The 17040-nt window shown below is 74.5% G+C and carries 16 protein-coding genes; 6 read left to right on the top strand and 10 right to left on the bottom strand.

Going from position 1 to position 17040, the window contains the following annotated elements:
• Positions 1 to 8 precede the first annotated feature (8 nt).
• Positions 9 to 476 (bottom strand): hypothetical protein, encoded by a 468-nt coding sequence (locus AB0M03_RS24875; RefSeq protein ID WP_363494425.1) that lies wholly within the window; start codon positions 474 to 476, stop codon positions 9 to 11.
• A 268-nt stretch (positions 477 to 744) separates the two neighbouring features.
• Between AB0M03_RS24875 and paaK the strand changes: the two genes are divergently transcribed.
• Positions 745 to 2094: a phenylacetate--CoA ligase PaaK gene (paaK, locus tag AB0M03_RS24870; protein ID WP_363494423.1), complete on the top strand. Its 1350-nt coding sequence runs from the start codon at positions 745 to 747 to the stop codon at positions 2092 to 2094.
• Between the two features lie 68 nt (positions 2095 to 2162).
• Here paaK and AB0M03_RS24865 read toward each other — a convergent pair whose 3' ends face one another.
• On the bottom strand, positions 2163 to 2624 hold the full coding sequence (locus AB0M03_RS24865) for a MarR family transcriptional regulator (RefSeq protein WP_363494421.1): 462 nt from the start codon (positions 2622 to 2624) through the stop codon (positions 2163 to 2165).
• A 110-nt stretch (positions 2625 to 2734) separates the two neighbouring features.
• On the opposite strand from AB0M03_RS24865, the gene AB0M03_RS24860 reads away from it, so the two are divergent.
• Positions 2735 to 3574, top strand: a complete 840-nt coding sequence (locus AB0M03_RS24860) for an SDR family NAD(P)-dependent oxidoreductase (RefSeq protein WP_363494419.1) — start codon at positions 2735 to 2737, stop codon at positions 3572 to 3574.
• A gap of 103 nt (positions 3575 to 3677) precedes the next feature.
• Here AB0M03_RS24860 and AB0M03_RS24855 read toward each other — a convergent pair whose 3' ends face one another.
• Positions 3678 to 4820, bottom strand: a complete 1143-nt coding sequence (locus AB0M03_RS24855) for an MFS transporter (RefSeq protein ID WP_363494417.1) — start codon at positions 4818 to 4820, stop codon at positions 3678 to 3680.
• Positions 4821 to 5188: 368 nt separating this feature from the next.
• On the opposite strand from AB0M03_RS24855, the gene AB0M03_RS24850 reads away from it, so the two are divergent.
• On the top strand, positions 5189 to 5680 hold the full coding sequence (locus AB0M03_RS24850; protein ID WP_363494415.1) for a DUF1269 domain-containing protein: 492 nt from the start codon (positions 5189 to 5191) through the stop codon (positions 5678 to 5680).
• 39 nt (positions 5681 to 5719) lie between these two features.
• Here the strand turns inward: AB0M03_RS24850 and AB0M03_RS24845 are convergent, their stop codons facing one another.
• Positions 5720 to 6376 carry a glycoside hydrolase domain-containing protein gene (locus tag AB0M03_RS24845; RefSeq protein ID WP_363494464.1) on the bottom strand — a complete coding sequence of 219 codons (657 nt, stop codon included), beginning with the start codon at positions 6374 to 6376 and terminating at the stop codon, positions 5720 to 5722.
• A gap of 43 nt (positions 6377 to 6419) precedes the next feature.
• On the opposite strand from AB0M03_RS24845, the gene AB0M03_RS24840 reads away from it, so the two are divergent.
• A complete protein-coding gene (locus tag AB0M03_RS24840; RefSeq protein ID WP_363494413.1) occupies positions 6420 to 6827 on the top strand; it encodes a hypothetical protein in 408 nt (135 codons plus the stop codon).
• A 122-nt stretch (positions 6828 to 6949) separates the two neighbouring features.
• Here the strand turns inward: AB0M03_RS24840 and AB0M03_RS24835 are convergent, their stop codons facing one another.
• Positions 6950 to 7978 (bottom strand): saccharopine dehydrogenase NADP-binding domain-containing protein, encoded by a 1029-nt coding sequence (locus tag AB0M03_RS24835; protein WP_363494411.1) that lies wholly within the window; start codon positions 7976 to 7978, stop codon positions 6950 to 6952.
• A 125-nt stretch (positions 7979 to 8103) separates the two neighbouring features.
• Between AB0M03_RS24835 and AB0M03_RS24830 the strand changes: the two genes are divergently transcribed.
• Positions 8104 to 9063, top strand: a complete 960-nt coding sequence (locus AB0M03_RS24830; RefSeq protein ID WP_363494409.1) for a helix-turn-helix domain-containing protein — start codon at positions 8104 to 8106, stop codon at positions 9061 to 9063.
• A gap of 125 nt (positions 9064 to 9188) precedes the next feature.
• Here AB0M03_RS24830 and AB0M03_RS24825 read toward each other — a convergent pair whose 3' ends face one another.
• The 5 genes from AB0M03_RS24825 to AB0M03_RS24805 all read right to left on the bottom strand — a co-directional run bounded on the left by AB0M03_RS24825 (position 9189) and on the right by AB0M03_RS24805 (position 15310).
• A complete protein-coding gene (locus AB0M03_RS24825; protein ID WP_363494407.1) occupies positions 9189 to 9776 on the bottom strand; it encodes a hypothetical protein in 588 nt (195 codons plus the stop codon).
• 161 nt (positions 9777 to 9937) lie between these two features.
• The gene (locus AB0M03_RS24820) at positions 9938 to 12337 is read right to left on the bottom strand and encodes a glycoside hydrolase family 2 protein (RefSeq protein WP_363494405.1); all 2400 of its coding nucleotides are present in this window, start codon (positions 12335 to 12337) and stop codon (positions 9938 to 9940) included.
• A 456-nt stretch (positions 12338 to 12793) separates the two neighbouring features.
• Entirely contained in the window at positions 12794 to 13789 is a 996-nt protein-coding gene (locus AB0M03_RS24815) for an aldo/keto reductase (RefSeq protein ID WP_363494403.1), read from the bottom strand.
• 365 nt (positions 13790 to 14154) lie between these two features.
• Positions 14155 to 14511 (bottom strand): DUF6204 family protein, encoded by a 357-nt coding sequence (locus tag AB0M03_RS24810; RefSeq protein WP_363494401.1) that lies wholly within the window; start codon positions 14509 to 14511, stop codon positions 14155 to 14157.
• 130 nt (positions 14512 to 14641) lie between these two features.
• Entirely contained in the window at positions 14642 to 15310 is a 669-nt protein-coding gene (locus tag AB0M03_RS24805) for a GAP family protein (protein WP_363494399.1), read from the bottom strand.
• A gap of 307 nt (positions 15311 to 15617) precedes the next feature.
• Between AB0M03_RS24805 and AB0M03_RS24800 the strand changes: the two genes are divergently transcribed.
• Positions 15618 to 16976, top strand: a complete 1359-nt coding sequence (locus tag AB0M03_RS24800; protein ID WP_363494397.1) for a diaminopimelate decarboxylase — start codon at positions 15618 to 15620, stop codon at positions 16974 to 16976.
• Positions 16977 to 17040 lie beyond the last annotated feature (64 nt).

The following is a 17040-nucleotide window of genomic DNA, read 5'->3' as shown; positions in this document are numbered from 1 at the left end:
CGCTGCGATCAGCGGGTGCGGAGTGCGGCCGTGCCGTGGAGTGCGGCCCCCTGTGCCCGTGCGTCCTCGAGGGCGGCGGCGAACACCTCCATCCGTTCCTGCGCCGCCAGGCCCGAGGTCCCGGTCGGCCACGTCCCCGGCGGGACGATGACCACCAGCACCCCGGCCCGGTGTTCGGCGGCCGCCCGCCAGGTCTCGGAGGCCACCGGCTGCGGCTGCGGCTCCCACACCTGGCGTCCGCCGACCAGGACCAGCCGTTCCACGAGGCCTTCGTGCAGTTCCACCGCCGCCGTGGTGTCGGGGGCGTTCCCGGCCGCGAGGACGAATCCGCTGTCCACGGCGTCGCCGACCAGGTCCGCGTGCCGTTCCCGGGTGACCTCGACGATCACCTCCGCGACCGTCTCCCCGTCCTCTCGCTCCCGCACGACCAGTGCCCACACCATCGGCTCGGGCTCGCCGCCCGTCTCGTCCACCATGACGGGGACAACGAGCCGGTCCCGGGAACGCATGCCCGGCGCGGGGCGGCTTCGGCACGCACCTCGCGGGCCGGGAGGCCGGTGGCCGCGGGCGGGCGGGTGACCGCGGGCCCGCCCCGCGGGCGGCGCCGGAAGACGTCGGGCCGCCGCACCGGTCGCGCCGACCCCACCGGCCACGTGAGCCTTGACACGGTGGTCCACGCCTGGATTACTGGATTTCCGAACAACCTGACCGAACGATCGGTCGGCAGGCTTGGCGGGAGGCGCGATGGGCGGCAACGGCACTGGGGATCCGCGGCGCGGAGCGGGCCGCCTCGGCGAGCCGCTGCCGGCCGACCTGCGCGACGCCGGGGAGCGCCTCGATCCGCGCGAGCTGGCCGACCTCCAGCTGCGCCGACTGCAGCAGACCCTGCAGCACGCCTACAAGAACGTCGAGTTCTACCGGCGCTCCTTCGACGCGGCCGGTGTCCGCCCCGAGGACTGCCGCACCCTCGCCGACCTCGCGCGGTTCCCGTTCACCACCAAGGCCGATCTGCGGGACAACTACCCGTTCGGGATGTTCGCCGTGCCGATGGCCGACGTCCGGCGGGTGCACGCCTCCAGCGGCACCACCGGCCGGCCCACGGTGGTCGGCTACACCGAGAACGACCTGTCGATGTGGGCGGACGTGGTCGCCCGCAGCATCCGCGCGGCCGGCGGCCGCCCCGGCCACAAGGTGCACATCGCCTACGGGTACGGGCTGTTCACCGGCGGCCTGGGCGCCCACTACGGCGCCGAACGGGCCGGCTGCACCGTGATCCCGGCCTCCGGGGGCATGACCGCGCGCCAGGTGCAGATCATCCAGGACTTCCGGCCCGAGATCATCATGGTCACCCCCTCCTACATGCTCACCCTCCTCGACGAGTTCGAACGGCAGGGCATCGACCCGTGCAGCTCGTCGCTGCAGGTGGGGATCTTCGGCGCCGAGCCGTGGACGGAGGAGATGCGGCGCGAGATCGAGGGGCGCCTCGACCTGCACGCCGTCGACATATACGGCCTCTCCGAGGTGATCGGCCCCGGCGTCTCGGCCGAGTGCGTGGAGACCAAGGACGGCCTGCACGTCTGGGAGGACCACTTCTACCCGGAGATCGTCGACCCGTTCTCCGACGAGCGGCTGCCCGACGGCGAGAGCGGCGAACTCGTCTTCACCTCCCTCACCAAGGAGGCGCTGCCGATCATCCGCTACCGCACCCGCGACCTCACCCGGCTGCTGCCCGGCACCGCCCGGCCGGCGTTCCGCCGGATGGAGAAGGTCACCGGTCGGTCCGATGACATGATCATCCTGCGCGGGGTCAACGTGTTCCCCACCCAGATCGAGGAGATCGTGCTGCGGACCCCGGCCGTCGCCCCGCACTTCCAGCTGGAGCTGACCCGGCGGGGACGGATGGACCACATGGCGGTGCGCGTCGAGTGCCGCCCGGACGCCACCCCCGAGCAGCGCGAGGCGGCCGCCGCGGCCATCGCCGCGGGTGTCAAGGACGGCGTCGGCGTGAGCGTCACCGTGGAGATCGTGCCGCCCGACACCCTGGAGCGTTCGGTGGGCAAGCTGCGGCGGGTGGTCGATGCCCGCGACAAGTGACGGCGACGGGTCGCAGCGGCCGGCCACTGCCACGCCCCCGAGGCGCGACGGTGGCCGGCCGCTGCCCGTCAGGCGTCCTTGTTCGCCTTGAGCTTGCGCCAGACGCTGCCGAGCGCCTGGAGGTCCTCCTGGTCGAGGACGTCGGTGAAGACGGGCGCCAGGCACTCGCGCCGGGTGGCGTCGGCCTCCTCGAAGACGCGGCGCCCCTCGGCCGTCAGCGCGACCTCGACGGAGCGGGCGTCGCGGGCGGAGGGGGTACGGGAGACCAGGCCGCGGGCCTGGAGGGCGTCCAGCACGCGGGAGACCTGGCTGCGGCTGAGCATCGTGCTGTTGCCGAGCACGGAGGCGGCGACCGGCTCCTCGCTGCCGGCGAGCCAGAGCATCACCTCGAACCAGGACACCGGCAGGCCGTGCGCCGCGGTCAGGGCGCGGTCGACGCGCTCGGTGAGCACCGTTCCGGCCCAGACCAGGCCGTAGAAGGCGTGGTCCGCCTCGGACATCTCCGCCGGGGTGAGCTTCCTGGTCGCCATGGCAGGGATCATACCGGGTTGCGTGTGTGCGCACACAATGCTTAAGGTGTGTGTGCACACATCGAATAGCGGTGCGTGCCGCCCTCCCCCGTCCCGGAAGGACCCCCACCATGTCCCGCAAGGTCGTCCTGATCACCGGCACCTCCTCCGGCATCGGCCTGTCGGCCGCGATCGCCGCAGCCAGGGCCGGCTGGCGCGCCGTCGCCACCCTCCGCGACCCCGACCGCGCCGATGCGCTCCGCAAGGCCGCCGCCGACGCCGGCGTCGAGCTCGACGTCCGGCAGCTCGACGTCGTCGACGAGGCCTCCGTCGCCGCTGCGATCGACGGCGTGATCGCCGACCACGGCCGGCTCGACGCCGTCGTCAACAACGCGGGCGCCGGGCACCTCGGCACCCTCGAGAACGAGACCGTCGCCGACGTCCGCGCGGTCATGGAGGTCAACTTCTTCGGCGTCCTCAACGTCTCCAAGGCCGCCCTCCCCCACCTGCGCGCGACCGGCGGTCGCCTGATCACCGTCACCAGCGTCGGCGGCGTCGTCGGGCAGCCCTTCAACGAGGCCTACTGCGCCGCCAAGTTCGCCGTCGAGGGATACATGGAGAGCCTCGCCCCGGTGGCCGCCTCCGTCGGCGTGGCCGTCAGCGTCGTCGAACCGGGCGCCGTCGCCACCGAGTTCGTCAACAACATCCGGCTCGACCTGGAGGCCGAGATCGCCGAGGCGGGCCCGTACGCCCCCGCCCTCACCGCCTACCTCGACCGCACCGTCGCCCAGTTCCTCAACGGGGCCCAGACCCCCGACGCCGCCGCCGAAACCGTCCTCGAGGCCCTGACCGCCGACCGTCCGGCCTTCCGGCTCCAGACCTCCGACTGGGCGCGCGGCTTCACCGGCACCAAGCTGAACGACCTCGACGGCTCCGCCGTGCTCGGCATGACCGGCAGCTGGGTGGGCTGACCATCCGTGCCGGACGCGGGGCGCGCCCGGGGCGACGGCGGCGCCGGCCTGCAAGCGTCGGACACCTGCAGGCCGGCCGTCGCAGTCGCAGCCCGCGCGGACGCTACGCCGCCACCGCCCGCCCACGGCCGCGCAGCGGCGACCGCCGCACCGCGGCCGCCGCGGCCGCACTGCCGAGGACCACGGCCGCGAGGACGAACGCCGCCACCGGGCCGACCCGGTCGGCGAGCAGTCCGGCCGCGGCCGAGCCCAGTGCGCCGCCGAGGTTGTACGCGGTGTTCACCCAGGCGCCCGCCTCCGTCCGCGACCCGGCCGGCACCAGCTCCTCCACCAGCAGGTAGGCGGTGACCAGCAGCGCGTCCGTGCACGCACCCGCGCCGAGCAGCGCCACCGCGGCCCCCGGCGGGGCGAACAGCAGCGCCGGCAACGTGCAGCAGGCGGTCGCCGCCGCGGCCAGCACCAGCAGCCGTCGTCCGGGGGCGGCGCGCCAGGCGAGCCGGCCGTACACCAGGCCACCCACCACCCCTCCGACCGAGAACAGCGCCAGCAGCGGCCCCGCCGCACCCGCGCCCCAGGCCACCACGACGGCGATCTCGTCGACGGCGATCGCGGCCGACACCGCCAGCACCACGGCCAGCAGGGGCACGAAACCGGGCGAGCGCAGCGGCCCGAGGACGACGCCGCCACCCGCCGCCGTCTGCGCGGCCGCCTTCCGGCCCCGCAGCGCCCGGCCGAAGGCGGCGAAGCCGGCCACGGCCAGTGCTGCGCAGGCCACCAGTGCCCACGCGGGCGACGTCCGGGCCGCCAGCAGCCCGCCCAGCAGCGGACCGCAGGCGAACACCGTCGACTCGGCCACCGTGTCCAGGCTCAGCGCACACCGGCGCTGCTCCTCGCCGGTGGTCAGTTCGCCCCACAAGGTGCGCATCAGCGGCCCGACCGGCGGCGGGAACACCCCGGCGGCCGCCGCCAGCAGCACGGCGGCCCAGGCCGGCAGACCGGCGGCCGCACCGGCCGCGAGCGCCCCCAGCAACAGGGCGTAGCAGGCCGTCAGCACCGTCAGGGTGCCCGGGCGACGTGCCACCAGCCGGGCGCGCAGCGGCCCGAGCAGGGCCGACACCAGGCCGAACAGGCCGACCGCCGAACCGGCCGCGGCATAGGAGCCGGTGCCGTCGCGCAGGGCGAGCAGCAGCGGCAGTGGAAGGACGCCGTAGCTCAGCCGCGCGGCCAGCGCAGCGACGAAGGGCATCCGGACATGCGGAAGTGCGAGGACAGCGCGATAGCCGGCGCTGCCCCGAGGGGGTCGGGACACGGGATTTCTCCGGTACTCGGGGTGAACGTGACGGGTCGACAGAGCGCCGCCCGGCCCGCGCGCGGCGCGGGGGCGGACGGCCGATGTCGGCCTGTCAGTGCGGCCCGGAGATGTCCATGGCGCTGATCGTAGACGTACCGGTCCTCCGGGCGCCACGCCTTTGGTGGATCTCCGGGAAGCGCCTGTTCCCGCAGGGACCGGGGCGGCGGGCGCGCCACGTGTGGTGGCCCGGGGGGCCGGAACCGACAATGAAGTCGGCGCGCGGAGCCGTCGGGGGAGATCGCCGGGGGAGATCGGAGACCGTCATGGCAGCCCTGACCGTGTGGCGCTTCCCCACCTCGGAGGGAGCCCAGGCCGCCCTGGACACCCTGCAGGACCTGCAGCGCCAGGAACTGATCACCGTTCAGGACGGGGCGGTGGTGAGCTGGCCCGAGAGCGCCAAGAAGCCCAAGACCCGGCGGCTGAGCACCCTGACCGGCATGGGCGCGCTGGGCGGCACCTTCTGGGGGCTGCTGATCGGCATGCTCTTCTTCGTCCCGGTGCTCGGCATGGCCATGGGCGCGGCGGCCGGCGCCACCGCCGGACACTTCGCGCACTTCGGCATCGACGACGACTTCATCGAACAGGTGCGGGAGCGGGTCACCCCCGGTACCTCGGCCCTGTTCGTCCTCAGCTCGCACGCCGTCCTCGACAAGGTCCGACCGGCGTTCGAGGGCCTGCAGGCCGAGCTCATCGAGACGAACCTCACCGCCGAGCAGGAGGCGCAGCTGCGCGAGACGTTCACCGAGGAGGACTGACCGCCGGCGCTCCCGCCGGCGGCCGTCCTCGCGCCGGGGTCAGCCGGTGACGGCGACGGGGGCGTCCCAGGCGTTGCGGTCGACGGTGAGGGTGGCGCCGCCGTAGGTCTCACGCTGGTTGACCTGGTACTGGTGGCCGCGGCGGTGGCCGGTGAACAGGCCCGCGGCGTAGGGGAAGCTGCCGGTGGTGTCGGCGGCGCCGTCGTACTTGGCGTACCAGAGGGCCTCGGGCAGGTCGGGCTTGCCCTGGGAGGCGGCCTTGGCGATGCCGGCCGCGGAGGAGGAGGCGAAGCCGTAGAACCCGGGCCGGTAGGAGCGGGCCCTGAGCGCCCGGTCGAAGGACTGGGTGTAGGCGAGGATGGCGTCGCCGCAGGCGGTGTCGGCGGCGTTGTAGGCCTCCACGTCGAGGTAGACCGTGCTGCCGGCGCGCATGCCGAGCGCGGAGGCCTTGGCGGCGGCGTCCGCGCCGTCGGCCGCGCCGAGGGAGACCGCGGTGTCGGCGGTGATCTTCTCCGGGCTGCTGCCGGTCTGGCACGGCGGCTGGGCGCCGACGTACAGCGGGATCAGCTTCCAGCCCGAGCCGGCGACCGAGCGCACCCAGGAGGCGGTCAGCTGGGGCTGGGCGCAGCCGCGGTTCTTCCCCCCGATGTAGACCGCGATCGCGCCGTACGGGGAGGTGCCGCGCCAGGCGTTCATGGTGGTCAGCGGCGGGGCCGTGCAGGTGTCGAAGGCCAGCCCGGTGAACACGCTGCCCGACGACGTCCCGGCCGGAGCGCCGCCGGCCGCACCCGGCGCCTTCGACGCACCGGCCGACGGGCTCCCGGACGCCGAAGCCGAAGCCGAACCGGAGGCGGACGCGGAGGCCGATGCGGACGCCGAGCCGGAGGCCGAAGCGGAAGCCGACGGCGAGCCCGAGACCGACGCCTCCGGGACAGCCGACGCACCGGCCCCCGCCACGTCGGCCGCGACGGCCGCCCCGCCCCTGCCGTCCGCAGGCTCGGCACACGAACTCAACGCCAGCGCACCCGCAGCGATCAGACAGGCGGCGGACAGCGCGGCGCTGCGCCGCGGACGGATGGGGCCGTTCGGCACGGGGTTCCTCACAGGAGTGTGTCCGCTGGGACGCGGAGAGCGACTGCCGGTATGAATATCACCTGGTGATCGCTCCGCTCCAGTCAGGGTGTACGGAAACGGTTCCGGTGCACCGCGCAGCATTCGGCAGGTGCGTTCGGGTACCTGCCGATCGCCTCTGCGATTCGGTGTCAGCGCCTACGCGTGGAGCTCCAGGGTGAGGTGCGCGGACAGGGCACGGAGGAAGTCGGGGGCGTCGAAGATCTCGCCGGCGGAGGCGACGCCGACCGTCCGGGTCCGGCCCGTGAGGATGCGGTCGACGGCCTCCACCGCGAGCGGCGCGGTGACGGCGTAGATGTCCCGGCCCCTGGCCACGGCGCGCCGCTCGGTGTCGCCGGAGCGCACGACGACGTCGACGAGGAAGGTCTGCGCGGACCGTCCGCGCTCGTCGGCCCCGGTCGGCGCCGGTGTGTCGGGCGCCGACAGGTCCCTGGCCGCCTCGACCGTCATGTAGCAGCGCACCTCCGGGACGGACAGGTGGCTGGGGACGGTGACGACGTCGGCCATGGTGAACTCCCCGATGACGGACCGCGTCCCGAGCGGTTCGGGGAACGGCCACTCCAGGGTGGGCGGGTTGTCGTCCCGGTACTCCAGCCGCCCGTCGGCGAAGCGGACGCGCCGACCGTCCCGCCGCTGCCGGGAGACCGCGCCGGCGGTACGTGTCCCGGCCGTGGGGTGCCAACTGCTCAGCCCGTACGCGACGTGCACCTCGTCGGCCGCCGTCCAGTCGCCCATCGCCGCGGTGGCCAGTAGGTCTCCGAGGCCGCCGAAGAAGGCCATCGCCGGGACGACCACCGCCCCGCGGGCCCGGGCACGGTCCGCGAAGTGCGCGAACGTGTCGGCGTTGGCCTCGATTTCGGCCGCCACGTCCACGTACGGGATTCCGGCGCGCAGTGCCGCCTCGGCCACCGGCGCGGCCGTCGTGGCGAAGGGACCGGCGCAGTTGACCACGGCCGCCGCCCCGGCGAGGGCACGGTCGAGCGCGGCCGGATCGTCGACCGCTGCCGGACGGGCTTCCAGTCCGGACCCGGCTGCCAGCGCCTTCAGCTTCTCGGCGTCGCGGCCGCCGAGCAGCGGGACGAACCCGCGGCCCAGCAGCTCCGCCACCACGAAGCGGCCGGTGTGCCCGTACGCGCCGTACACCGCCACCGTGGGCCCTGGTCCCATGGGTACTCCCCCTGCTTCCCTGCTCGAACGGTCCGCTCCGGTCCGTCATCCGTTGTGAACATCCTGACGAGGACGACTGCCGGGCCGTGAGTGTCCGGAACGCCATGGCTCGTACAATTCCGGACATGGGAACTGTCGCACTGGCCGTCACCGACGGGATGCTGCACTTCGAACTGTCTTTGGCGTACGAGGTCTTCGGCTCCGCGCCGGCCGCGGTGACGGTCCCCTGGTACGACGTCGCACTGTGCGGACCGGGCGACGTTCGGATCGAACGGTTCCGACTGGAGCCCGACCACGGGCTGGAGCGGCTCCCGGACGCCGACACCGTGATCGTGCCGGGCTGGGCCGACATCGACGAGGAGCCTCCCGCCGAGCTCGTCGACGCGGTGCGCGCCGCCCACGAGGCAGGTGCACGCGTGGCCTCGCTCTGCACGGGGGCGTTCGTGCTGGCCGCAGCCGGGCTGCTGGACGGACGCCGCGCGACCACGCACTGGGCGCACACCGACGCCCTGGCCGCCCGCCATCCCCGGATCGACGTCGACCCGGACGTCCTCTACGTGGACAACGGCAGCGTGCTCACCTCCGCCGGCAAGGCCGCCGCCATGGACCTGTGCCTGCACCTCGTCCGCCTCGACCACGGCTCGGCGGTCGCCAACGCGGTCGCCCGCCGCCTGGTCGTGCCGCCCCACCGGGACGGCGGCCAGGCCCAGTTCGTCACCACGCCGGTGCCGGCCCCGGACAACCACCCGCTCGCCGACCTGTTCCCCTGGGCGATGGCCCGGCTGGACCGTCCGCTGACCGTGGAGGACCTGGCCCGCCGGGCACGGATGAGCTCACGCAACCTGGGCCGCCACTTCAGGTCGGTCACCGGCACCAGCCCCCTGCAATGGCTGCTGACCCAGCGCATCCGCCGCGCCCAGGAACTGCTGGAGACCACGGACTCGACCGTCGACGCCGTCGCCGAGGCCACCGGCATGGGCACCGCCACGACCCTGCGGCGGCACTTCAACCGCACGGTCGGCGTGCCCCCGGACACCTACCGCCGCACCTTCCGCTCACGAACCGAACCGAGGGCGACGAGTTGAGTGGCCGGCAGATCGCCTGTCGCGCTCACAGCGCTGCGAGGGTGCCGGCTGTTTCGTACTCACCGGCGAGACCACTCCGCCCCGGCACGGAACCTGGCCCCGGAGGTCAGGAACGAAACGCCCGGTCAGACGAGCAGGAAGTAGAGCACGAGCCCGTCGACGACTGCGAAGAGCGCGAAGAGCAGTGGGCGGCGGGAGGAGTACGGCGGTTCGCTCCGGCGGGTGGCGGGTGGTGCGCTGTCGATCGGGGCGGGTTTGGCGAGGCCGGTCCAGGCGCGGTGGGCCTTCGGGCGGACGCGTACGTGCCACGGCCGCTCGGGGTCGAACTCGACGGGTACCGTCCGGCCGGCCCGGAAGAGGTCCAGGTCCATCACGTTGACCTGTGCCTTGGTGTCGACGCGGTAGGCGGACCGGTCGGCGGGCGCCACGGTGAGGTCGAGCCGTACGGTGTGGTCGGGGCCCTCGTCGAGGGCGGTCGCGGACTCGACCCTGGCGACGGCCGGTGACATCGGGCCCGTCGTGGTCAGTCCCAGCCGGCGCCGGTGGCCTGAGCGCAGCAGGGCCACGGCGAGCAGGGTCGTCCACGGGACGGCGTTGACCCCGATCACGAACGGGCCGATGCCGGCGCCACTGCCCAGCTCGGCCGCCCCGGACGCCACCGCCCCGAGCTCCCAGCCCACCAGGCCCCACAGGGCCACGCCGATCCAGAACACCGCTCCCCCAGCCTCTCGTGCGGTCCCGCCGGGGCCCGCCTCGGTGCGGATGGTACCGACTCGGAGTACACGGCGGCTGTCCGGACGGACAGCGGAGCGGGGCCGCGCCGGTGGCACGGCCCCGCCCGGGGTCTTTCAAGCGGCGATCCGCCGCCGGCCCGTCAGAACGGTTCCACGGCGAACAGGGCGCCGCGGACGGCCTCGGGCGTGACGGGCGGGCAGCCCGTGAGGCGGATGACGGCCTGTTCGCCGGGGAGCAGGGTCAGCAGGCCGTGGTCGGCCGATGCGGTCGGTGCGAGCCGGTCGGCCTGGAGCAGCAGGTCGCGCACGAGGGTGCGGGCGGTGACCGTGACGTCCACGATCCCGTCGGCGCCGGGCACCGGCCGGACGTCGACCTCGTACTCGGGCTGCGGGTAGGCGAACACCCGGTCGGTCACCGGGAAGTGCACGGCGCGCAGCCCGTCGGCGTCGGCGGTCAGGAACTCCTTGGCGGAGCCGTCGGCCGGGGTGAGGGCCGCCGGTACGGCCAGGCGCGTGACCGAGCGGGGCGCCACCGTGGTCTCGGTCGCGGTGTCCGCGGCGGCGGTGCCGTCGGCGGCGAGGCGGCGCAGTCGCAGGGTGGTCGTCCAGGGTTCGGCGGCCTGGTTGACCAGGGCGGCCTCGAGGGTGCCGTCGGCCGTCGGCCGCACGGTGAGGAGGCGGTCGGCGTAGAGGCGGCGCAGCTCGTGCCAGAGCGGCTTGAGCCGGCCGTCGCCGTCGACGGTGGCCCAGGATGAGACCGGCCAGCAGTCGTTGAGCTGCCAGACGACGGTGCCGGCGCAGCGGGGCCAGTGGGAGCGCCAGTGCTCGATGCCGGTGGCGACGGCGCGGGCCTGGACGACCTGGGCGAGGTAGTGCCAGCGGTCGAAGTCGGCGGGGAGCGCGAAGTGCCGCTCGATGCCGCGGTCGAGCTTGCCGTTGCCGTCCTCGGCCTTCTGGTGGTGGAGCATGCCGGGCGAGTCGGCGGCGAGCCGTTCGCCGGGGAGGGCGCGCTGCAGGGTGGCGTGGGCGGGGGGTGCCTGCCAGCCGAACTCGGCGACGAAGCGGGGCACGCTGTCGCGGTACTCGGTGTAGTCGCGGCGGTTCCAGACCTCCCAGGAGTGGTGGGTGCCGTGGTCGGGATCGTTGGGGTGGTGGTCCCAGGAGCCGGACCAGGGGCTGCCCGCGGTGTAGGGGCGGGTGGGGTCGAGTTCGGCGACGATGCGGGGCAGCAGGCCGAGGTAGTAGCCCTCGCCCCAGGAGTCGCCGGCGAGTTCGGGCTCCCAGCCCCAGTCGCGGAAGCCCCAGAGGTTCTCGTTGTTGCCGTTCCACAGGACGAGGGAGGGGTGCGGGGTGAGGCGGGCGACGTTGTCGCGGGCCTCGGCCTCGATCTCGCCGCGCAGCGGCTGCTCCTCGGGGTAGGCGGCGCAGGCGAAGAGGAAGTCCTGCCAGACCATCAGGCCGAGTTCGTCGCAGGTGTCGTAGAAGGCCTCGTCCTCGTAGATGCCGCCGCCCCAGACGCGGACGAGGTCGATGTTGGCGTCGGCGGCCTGGGTGAGGCGGGTGCGGTAGCGCTCGGGGGTGACGCGGGTGACGAGGGTGTCGTCGGGGATCCAGTTGACGCCGCGGACGAAGAGGCGCTCGCCGTTGACGACGAGGGTGAAGCCGGTGCCGTCCCGGTCGGCGGAGCGGTCGAGTTCGACGGTGCGGAAGCCGATGCGCTGCCGGCGGGTGTCGAGCGGCCCCGTGGGGTCGGCGAGGGTGACGTCGAGGTCGTAGAGCGGCTGGTCACCGCGGCCGCGGGGCCACCACAGGGCGGCGTCGGGGACGTCCAGGGTGAGGACGGCGGTGTCGCCGTCGAGGACGGTCTCGGCGGTGCGGCCGTCGACGGCGGCGCGGACGGTGAGCGGCCGGCCGGCGCCGGTGGCGGTGCGCTCGACGGTGAGGTGCAGTTCGACGCGGCCGGTGCCGCCGGCGACGGTGACCAGCGGGCGGACCTCGGCGAGGCGGGCGGTCGACCAGTGTTCGAGCCTGGCGGGCCGCCAGATGCCGGAGGTGGGGAGGGTGGGGCCCCAGTCCCAGCCGAAGCTGCTGGCCGTCTTGCGGATGTACTGGAAGGGCTCGGGGTAGATGTTGGGGCGCTCGCCGGTGACCGCCCGGACTTCGGCGGCCTCCTGGTAGGGGCTGGTGAAGTGGACGGCCAGGTCGCCGGCGAGGCCGGTGACGTCGAACCGGTAGGTGCGGTGCATGTTGCGGGTGCGGCCGAGTTCGGTGCCGCCGAGGGTGATGCGGGCCGCGGTGTCGAGGCCGTCGAAGACCAGGTCGGTGCGCTCGTGGGTGCCGTCGGCGGTGATCCGGGTGGAGTACGTCCAGTCACGGTGGCCGATCCAGGCGACGTCGTTCTCGTTGGTGTGGAGGTACGGGTCGTCGATGAGCCCGGCGTTCAGCAGGTCGGTGTGGACGCTGCCCGGGACCCGGGCGGGGAGGAACTCTCCGTCGTGGTGCAGGCTCCAGCCCTGGTCGAGCCGGGTGACGTCCTTCATGTTCGGCTCCTGTCCGTCCGACCGGGCGGTGACGTGCAGCGCGTGCAACCGTAGCCCGTCGGCGGGGGTCTGTCCATAAACCGGTTTGGTTGACACAGCGACCGTCAAGAGCGTGCTGCTGAGCTGGATTTTTCCTGGTGGATTGCAGTCATCTGCTGACCACAGCCTTGGATGCGCAAGAAGTTTGCTTGACCGCTTCAGTGCGGTCGACGGGTCAGCGGGCAGCGGTGCGCTGCGCGGCGGACCACTTCCTGTTGAGGTCGACGGAGAAGGCGTCCCGACCGCCCGGGGCGTGGGGAACTGCGCGGGGCGGAAGTTGCGGCGACCGGCCTTCCGATTCGCGCAGTTCCGCCCCCAGCCTTCGGCCGGGAGGTACCCCCAGCGCCCCTTGGGGTGCCCGTGTTCGCACGCCGTCGGGTGGCCCGTGTTCGCACGCCTCTGGGTGTGCCCCCGCGGTCAGGCCCAGGGGAGGGCGGCGCGGGTTCGCCAGTACTGGTCGGCGGGTTCGGCGAGGGGGGCGAGGGCGGCCAGATCGGTGGGGGTGAGGTCGAGGGCGGCGGCGCCGAGGTTGGAGAGCAGTTGGTCCTCGGTGGCGGCGCCGGAGAGCACGATGTCCGCCCAGGGCTGGGCGGCGGCCGCGGCCAGGGCGAGGGCGTCGCAGGTCGCGCCGGTGCGGTCGGCGACGTCGCGGAGTGCGGCGGTGTCGGGGCCGGTGGCGTTGCGGTCGGCGAGGCGTCCGTTGGCCATGCCCTCCTTCACCACCACCAGCCATCCGGCCGCGTGGGCCTCGGCCAACGCCGCTCCGGCGGACGGCTCCAGCACGTTCCAGGTGGACTGGACGGCGGCGAACAGCGGCCGGCCGTCGACCTCCACCGCGAGCGCCGCGCGGACGGCCGCCGCCTGCGCCGGGCCGCTGGTCGACAGTCCGACCCGGACACCCTCCGAGGCCAGCGCCGCCAGCCGGGCGTGCAGGGCGGGGTCGGTCAGGGCCGGGCTGTCCGGGGTGACCGAGTGCACCAGGTACACGTCCAGGTGCCGGCCGAGCAGCCCCCTGGTCTCGGCGATCTGGCGGTCGAAGACCTCCGCCGAGTGCTCCTTGACCTCGTGGACGGGCACCCCGGAGGCCTGCCAGCCCGCTGTGTAGGTGTAGCCCCACTTGCTGCCGACCACGGCGTCGGCCGCGGCCTGCGGGCGCGCCGCCAGCCACTCGGCGACGAACTCCTCGGCGCGGCCGTACGAGCGGGCGGTGTCGAAGTAGCGCACCCCCGCGGCGTACGCGGCGTCCAGCAGTGCGTGCGTCCGCTCCCGCAGCGCCTCGACCGTCCGTCCGGCGGGCAGGTCGCGGTCGCGCCCGAGTGTGATGTAGCCGGGCCTTCCCACGGCGGCCGTGCCCAGGCCGAACCGCGCGAGCGGCGGGCTGTCGGCGGGTCCGGTGGCGGGTGCGGCCGGCATGGCGGGTCCCTTCGGTGGTTCCGGCGGGCGGGGGCGGCGCGCCCCACCTGCACCCGAACCCTATCCGCCGCCCCCGCACCGGCCGGCCGCCGACCACCGCGGACGCGGCCGGGCACTGCCTGCCCGGGGTGCCGCGCGGCAGCCGGGTGACCTCCACCGGGCGGGCCGCCGTGGCTGCGGGGGCCGGACCTGTCCCGGCATCAGACTGACCGGCGTGAACGGATCGGGGACCCGATGGTGCCGCGCGCTTCGGGGTCGGCCTGGCGGCCCGGATCCGCGCGCAGCCGGAGGCCGGGTCGGCACGGTGGCGCGTCCAGCTGCTGCGGGCGACCCGACTGGACGCGCGCTGAGCGCGGCGGCCGGGTTCAGGCTCCGCGGGCGGCCTCGCGGCGGCGGCGCTTGCCGAGTGCGGCGAGCGAGAGGTCCTCGGCCTGGGAGCGGAGGTTCTTGTAGCCGTAGCCGCGTTCGGTGAGCCAGGTCTCGGCGGCGGCCTCGGCGCGGGCCGCGGCGGTGAGGATGTCCTCCTCGGCCTCGCCGGTGTCGGCGAAGCGGAAGGCGAAGGCGGTGCGGGCGGCGATGTCGTAGCTGAGGTGGCCCTCGGTGGTGAAGGCCGCCTGCAGGACGTCGTGCTCCGCGGCCCGGGCGAGGAGTTCGGCGCGCTGCGCGTCGCTCAGGCCGTCGAAGACGCCGCGGACGGTGATTCGGAAGTCACGGGTGCTCACCCGCCCACCCTAGGCAGCCGCCGGGCACAGGCGCACCGGGTTTTCCGCCGTACCCGAACCGACTGCCCGTCAGGGACGCGAGGTGCTTCCGCCGCTGCACGGTGGGGCGACTCCCGGGCGGCGGTGCGGCTCATGCCAGGGCGGTGATCGCGTCGCCGATGTACTCGGTGCCGAGGACGGCCAGCACGGTGGTCACGATGGCGGCGTGGTGGGCGGCCACCCAGGCCTTCCCCTCGCCGAGGACGTGCGTCGAACGGTCGCCGCCGACGAGGTGCACCACGAGCGGCAGCAGGGTGCACAGCGATCCGACGAGGACCATGAGGGCGGCGGCGACGGCCTTGCCGCCGGCGGAGGCCGGGCTTGCCGCCACGGCGGCGGCGCCGCCGACGGCGAGGACGACGTTCTTGGGGTTGGCGACGACCAGGGCGGCGCCGAGCCCGGCCGACCTGGCGGGGGTGAACCGGTCGAGGGACTGCATCCACACGGGCGGCGGGCTGACGTGCCCCTCGCGCGGCCGGGCCCACCACTGCCTGACCGCCAGCAGGACGAACAGCACGCCCAGGGCGAGCCCGAGCCAGTACGACCAGGTGGGTCTGCCCTCGTCGGGGTTCAGCCCGCTCCCGGCCACGACGACGGCGGCGACCAGGGCGGCCAGTGCGCCCGTCCAGCCGGCGGTGAACGCGATCCCGTTGGTCCGGCCGCGCGGGGTGCCCAGCATCAGGATCACCGCGATCAGCGGCAGCGGGCTGATGGCGATGCCCACCGCCGACGCCAGCATGGAGCCGACCGCCTCGCCCATCGCCGTCCCTCTCCCTCGCTCCGGTCGGGGCCGCGACACACCTTATGCACCGGGTGGCGGCGGCCGCCGTGCACCACTCGCCGCCGAGAGGGTGAAGGGCGGCGAGTACCTGCCGCCGGGCCGGGGCGCCGTCACCCCTCCGGCGGACAGTGGTCGCGACGGGTGGCGGCTGCCGAAAGGGTGAAGGGAGCGCCCGGCCGCCGCCCGGGCCGTGCCCTCTAGGGCCTGTCCGGCGTCGCGCGCCCGGCAAGATCCGCCGGACAGGCCCTGGGGGCGGACCCGCGGCGACGAGGAGGAGCGGCACACGGTGGACACCACACGCGAGGACGGTGGGCAGCGGCGGATCGACGCCGGCAGGCGCGACCGGGTGATCGGGGCGGCGGCGGCGGCCGGGCTGGTGGGCGAGCGGCACGTCGCGGCGGGATTCCTCGACGTGGACGGGGTGCGGGAGACCGTCGCCGGCCTGCGCGCGGCGTTCGGCACCGGCGTGCCCGTGCTGCACACCTTCGCGGTGAAGGCGGCGGCGCTGGTTCCCGTGCTGCGGCTGGTCGCCGAGGCGGGGATGGGCTGCGAGGTGGCGAGTCCCGGCGAGCTGGCGCTGGCGCTGGCGGCGGGTGTCCCGGCCGGGCGGATCGTGCTGGACTCCCCCGCCAAGACCGGCGCCGAACTCGCCGGGGTGCTCGGCCTGGGCGTGGCCGTCAATGCGGACAACTTCCAGGAACTGGACCGGATCGCCGGTCTGCTGGACGGGCGTGCCGGCGCCCCGGTGCTCGGTCTGCGGGTCAATCCGCAGGTGGGGGCCGGTTCGATCGGCGCGATGAGCACGGCCTCCGAGCATTCCAAGTTCGGCGTGCCGCTGCGCGACGCGGGCGCCCGCGAGCGGGTGCTGGCGGCCTTCGACCGGTATCCGTGGCTGAGCCGGCTGCACGTCCACGTCGGCTCGCAGGGGTGCTCGCTCGACCTGATCGCGGCCGGTGTCAGGGCGGCCTGGGAGCTCGCCGAGGAGGTCAACCGGCGGGCCGGGCGCCGCCGGGTCGACAGCATCGACCTCGGCGGCGGACTGACCGTCAACTTCGACGACGACGCGGTGCGCCCCTCGCACGCCGACTACGCGGCGCACCTGCGTGCCGCGGTGCCCGGCCTGTTCGACGGCGGGTACGCCCTGGTCACCGAGTTCGGGCGGTCCGTCGTCGCCAAGAACGGCTTCACCGCGGCCCGGGTCGAGTACACCAAGGAGGTCGGCGGCCGCCGCATCGCCATCACCCACGCCGGCGCGCACCTGGCCACCCGTACGGTGCTGATGCCGGACGCCTGGCCGGTGCGGGTGGACGTCCACCGGCCGGACGGGACGCGGCGGCACGGGCCCTCGGAGGTCCAGGACGTCGCCGGGCCGTGCTGCTTCGCGGGCGACGTGGTGGCGTACGGCCGGGCCCTGCCCCGGATCGAGCCGGGCGACCTCGTCGTGCTGCACGACACCGGCGGCTACTACACGTCCGCACCGTGGGCGTACAACAGCATCCCCCGGCCGGCGATCCACGGCTTCAGCACGGCCGGCGGTGCGGTGCGCTTCGCCACCGTCCGCCGCGAGCAGAGCCTCGCGGAGCTCACCGCGGAGGCGGGCGGCGAGTACGCCGACGCGCTGACCGCGCTCGGCGGCCGGCTCTGAAGGGCAGCCCCTCGGGGGCGACCGCTGCGCAATCGGCACGGTCCCGGGTGGCCCCTGTGCGGTC

It is taken from the genome of Kitasatospora sp. NPDC051914 (genome assembly GCF_040680995.1).
GTDB lineage: Bacteria > Actinomycetota > Actinomycetes > Streptomycetales > Streptomycetaceae > Kitasatospora.
The sequence above is the reverse complement of the archived record's forward strand: the minus strand, read 5'-3'. Positions and strand labels throughout refer to the sequence as shown.

Bases quoted from the DNA above. Each gene is read 5' to 3' on its own strand.
- AB0M03_RS24875 (WP_363494425.1), bottom strand. From the start codon at position 476: ATGGTGGACGAGACGGGCGGCGAGCCCGAGCCGATGGTGTGGGCACTG.
- paaK (WP_363494423.1), top strand. From the start codon at position 745: ATGGGCGGCAACGGCACTGGGGATCCGCGGCGCGGAGCGGGCCGCCTC.
- AB0M03_RS24865 (WP_363494421.1), bottom strand. From the start codon at position 2,624: ATGGCGACCAGGAAGCTCACCCCGGCGGAGATGTCCGAGGCGGACCAC.
- AB0M03_RS24860 (WP_363494419.1), top strand. From the start codon at position 2,735: ATGTCCCGCAAGGTCGTCCTGATCACCGGCACCTCCTCCGGCATCGGC.
- AB0M03_RS24855 (WP_363494417.1), bottom strand. From the start codon at position 4,820: ATGCCCTTCGTCGCTGCGCTGGCCGCGCGGCTGAGCTACGGCGTCCTT.
- AB0M03_RS24850 (WP_363494415.1), top strand. From the start codon at position 5,189: ATGGCAGCCCTGACCGTGTGGCGCTTCCCCACCTCGGAGGGAGCCCAG.
- AB0M03_RS24845 (WP_363494464.1), bottom strand. From the start codon at position 6,376: ATGAACGCCTGGCGCGGCACCTCCCCGTACGGCGCGATCGCGGTCTAC.
- AB0M03_RS24835 (WP_363494411.1), bottom strand. From the start codon at position 7,978: ATGGGACCAGGGCCCACGGTGGCGGTGTACGGCGCGTACGGGCACACC.
- AB0M03_RS24830 (WP_363494409.1), top strand. From the start codon at position 8,104: ATGGGAACTGTCGCACTGGCCGTCACCGACGGGATGCTGCACTTCGAA.
- AB0M03_RS24820 (WP_363494405.1), bottom strand. From the start codon at position 12,337: ATGAAGGACGTCACCCGGCTCGACCAGGGCTGGAGCCTGCACCACGAC.
- AB0M03_RS24815 (WP_363494403.1), bottom strand. From the start codon at position 13,789: ATGCCGGCCGCACCCGCCACCGGACCCGCCGACAGCCCGCCGCTCGCG.
- AB0M03_RS24805 (WP_363494399.1), bottom strand. From the start codon at position 15,310: ATGGGCGAGGCGGTCGGCTCCATGCTGGCGTCGGCGGTGGGCATCGCC.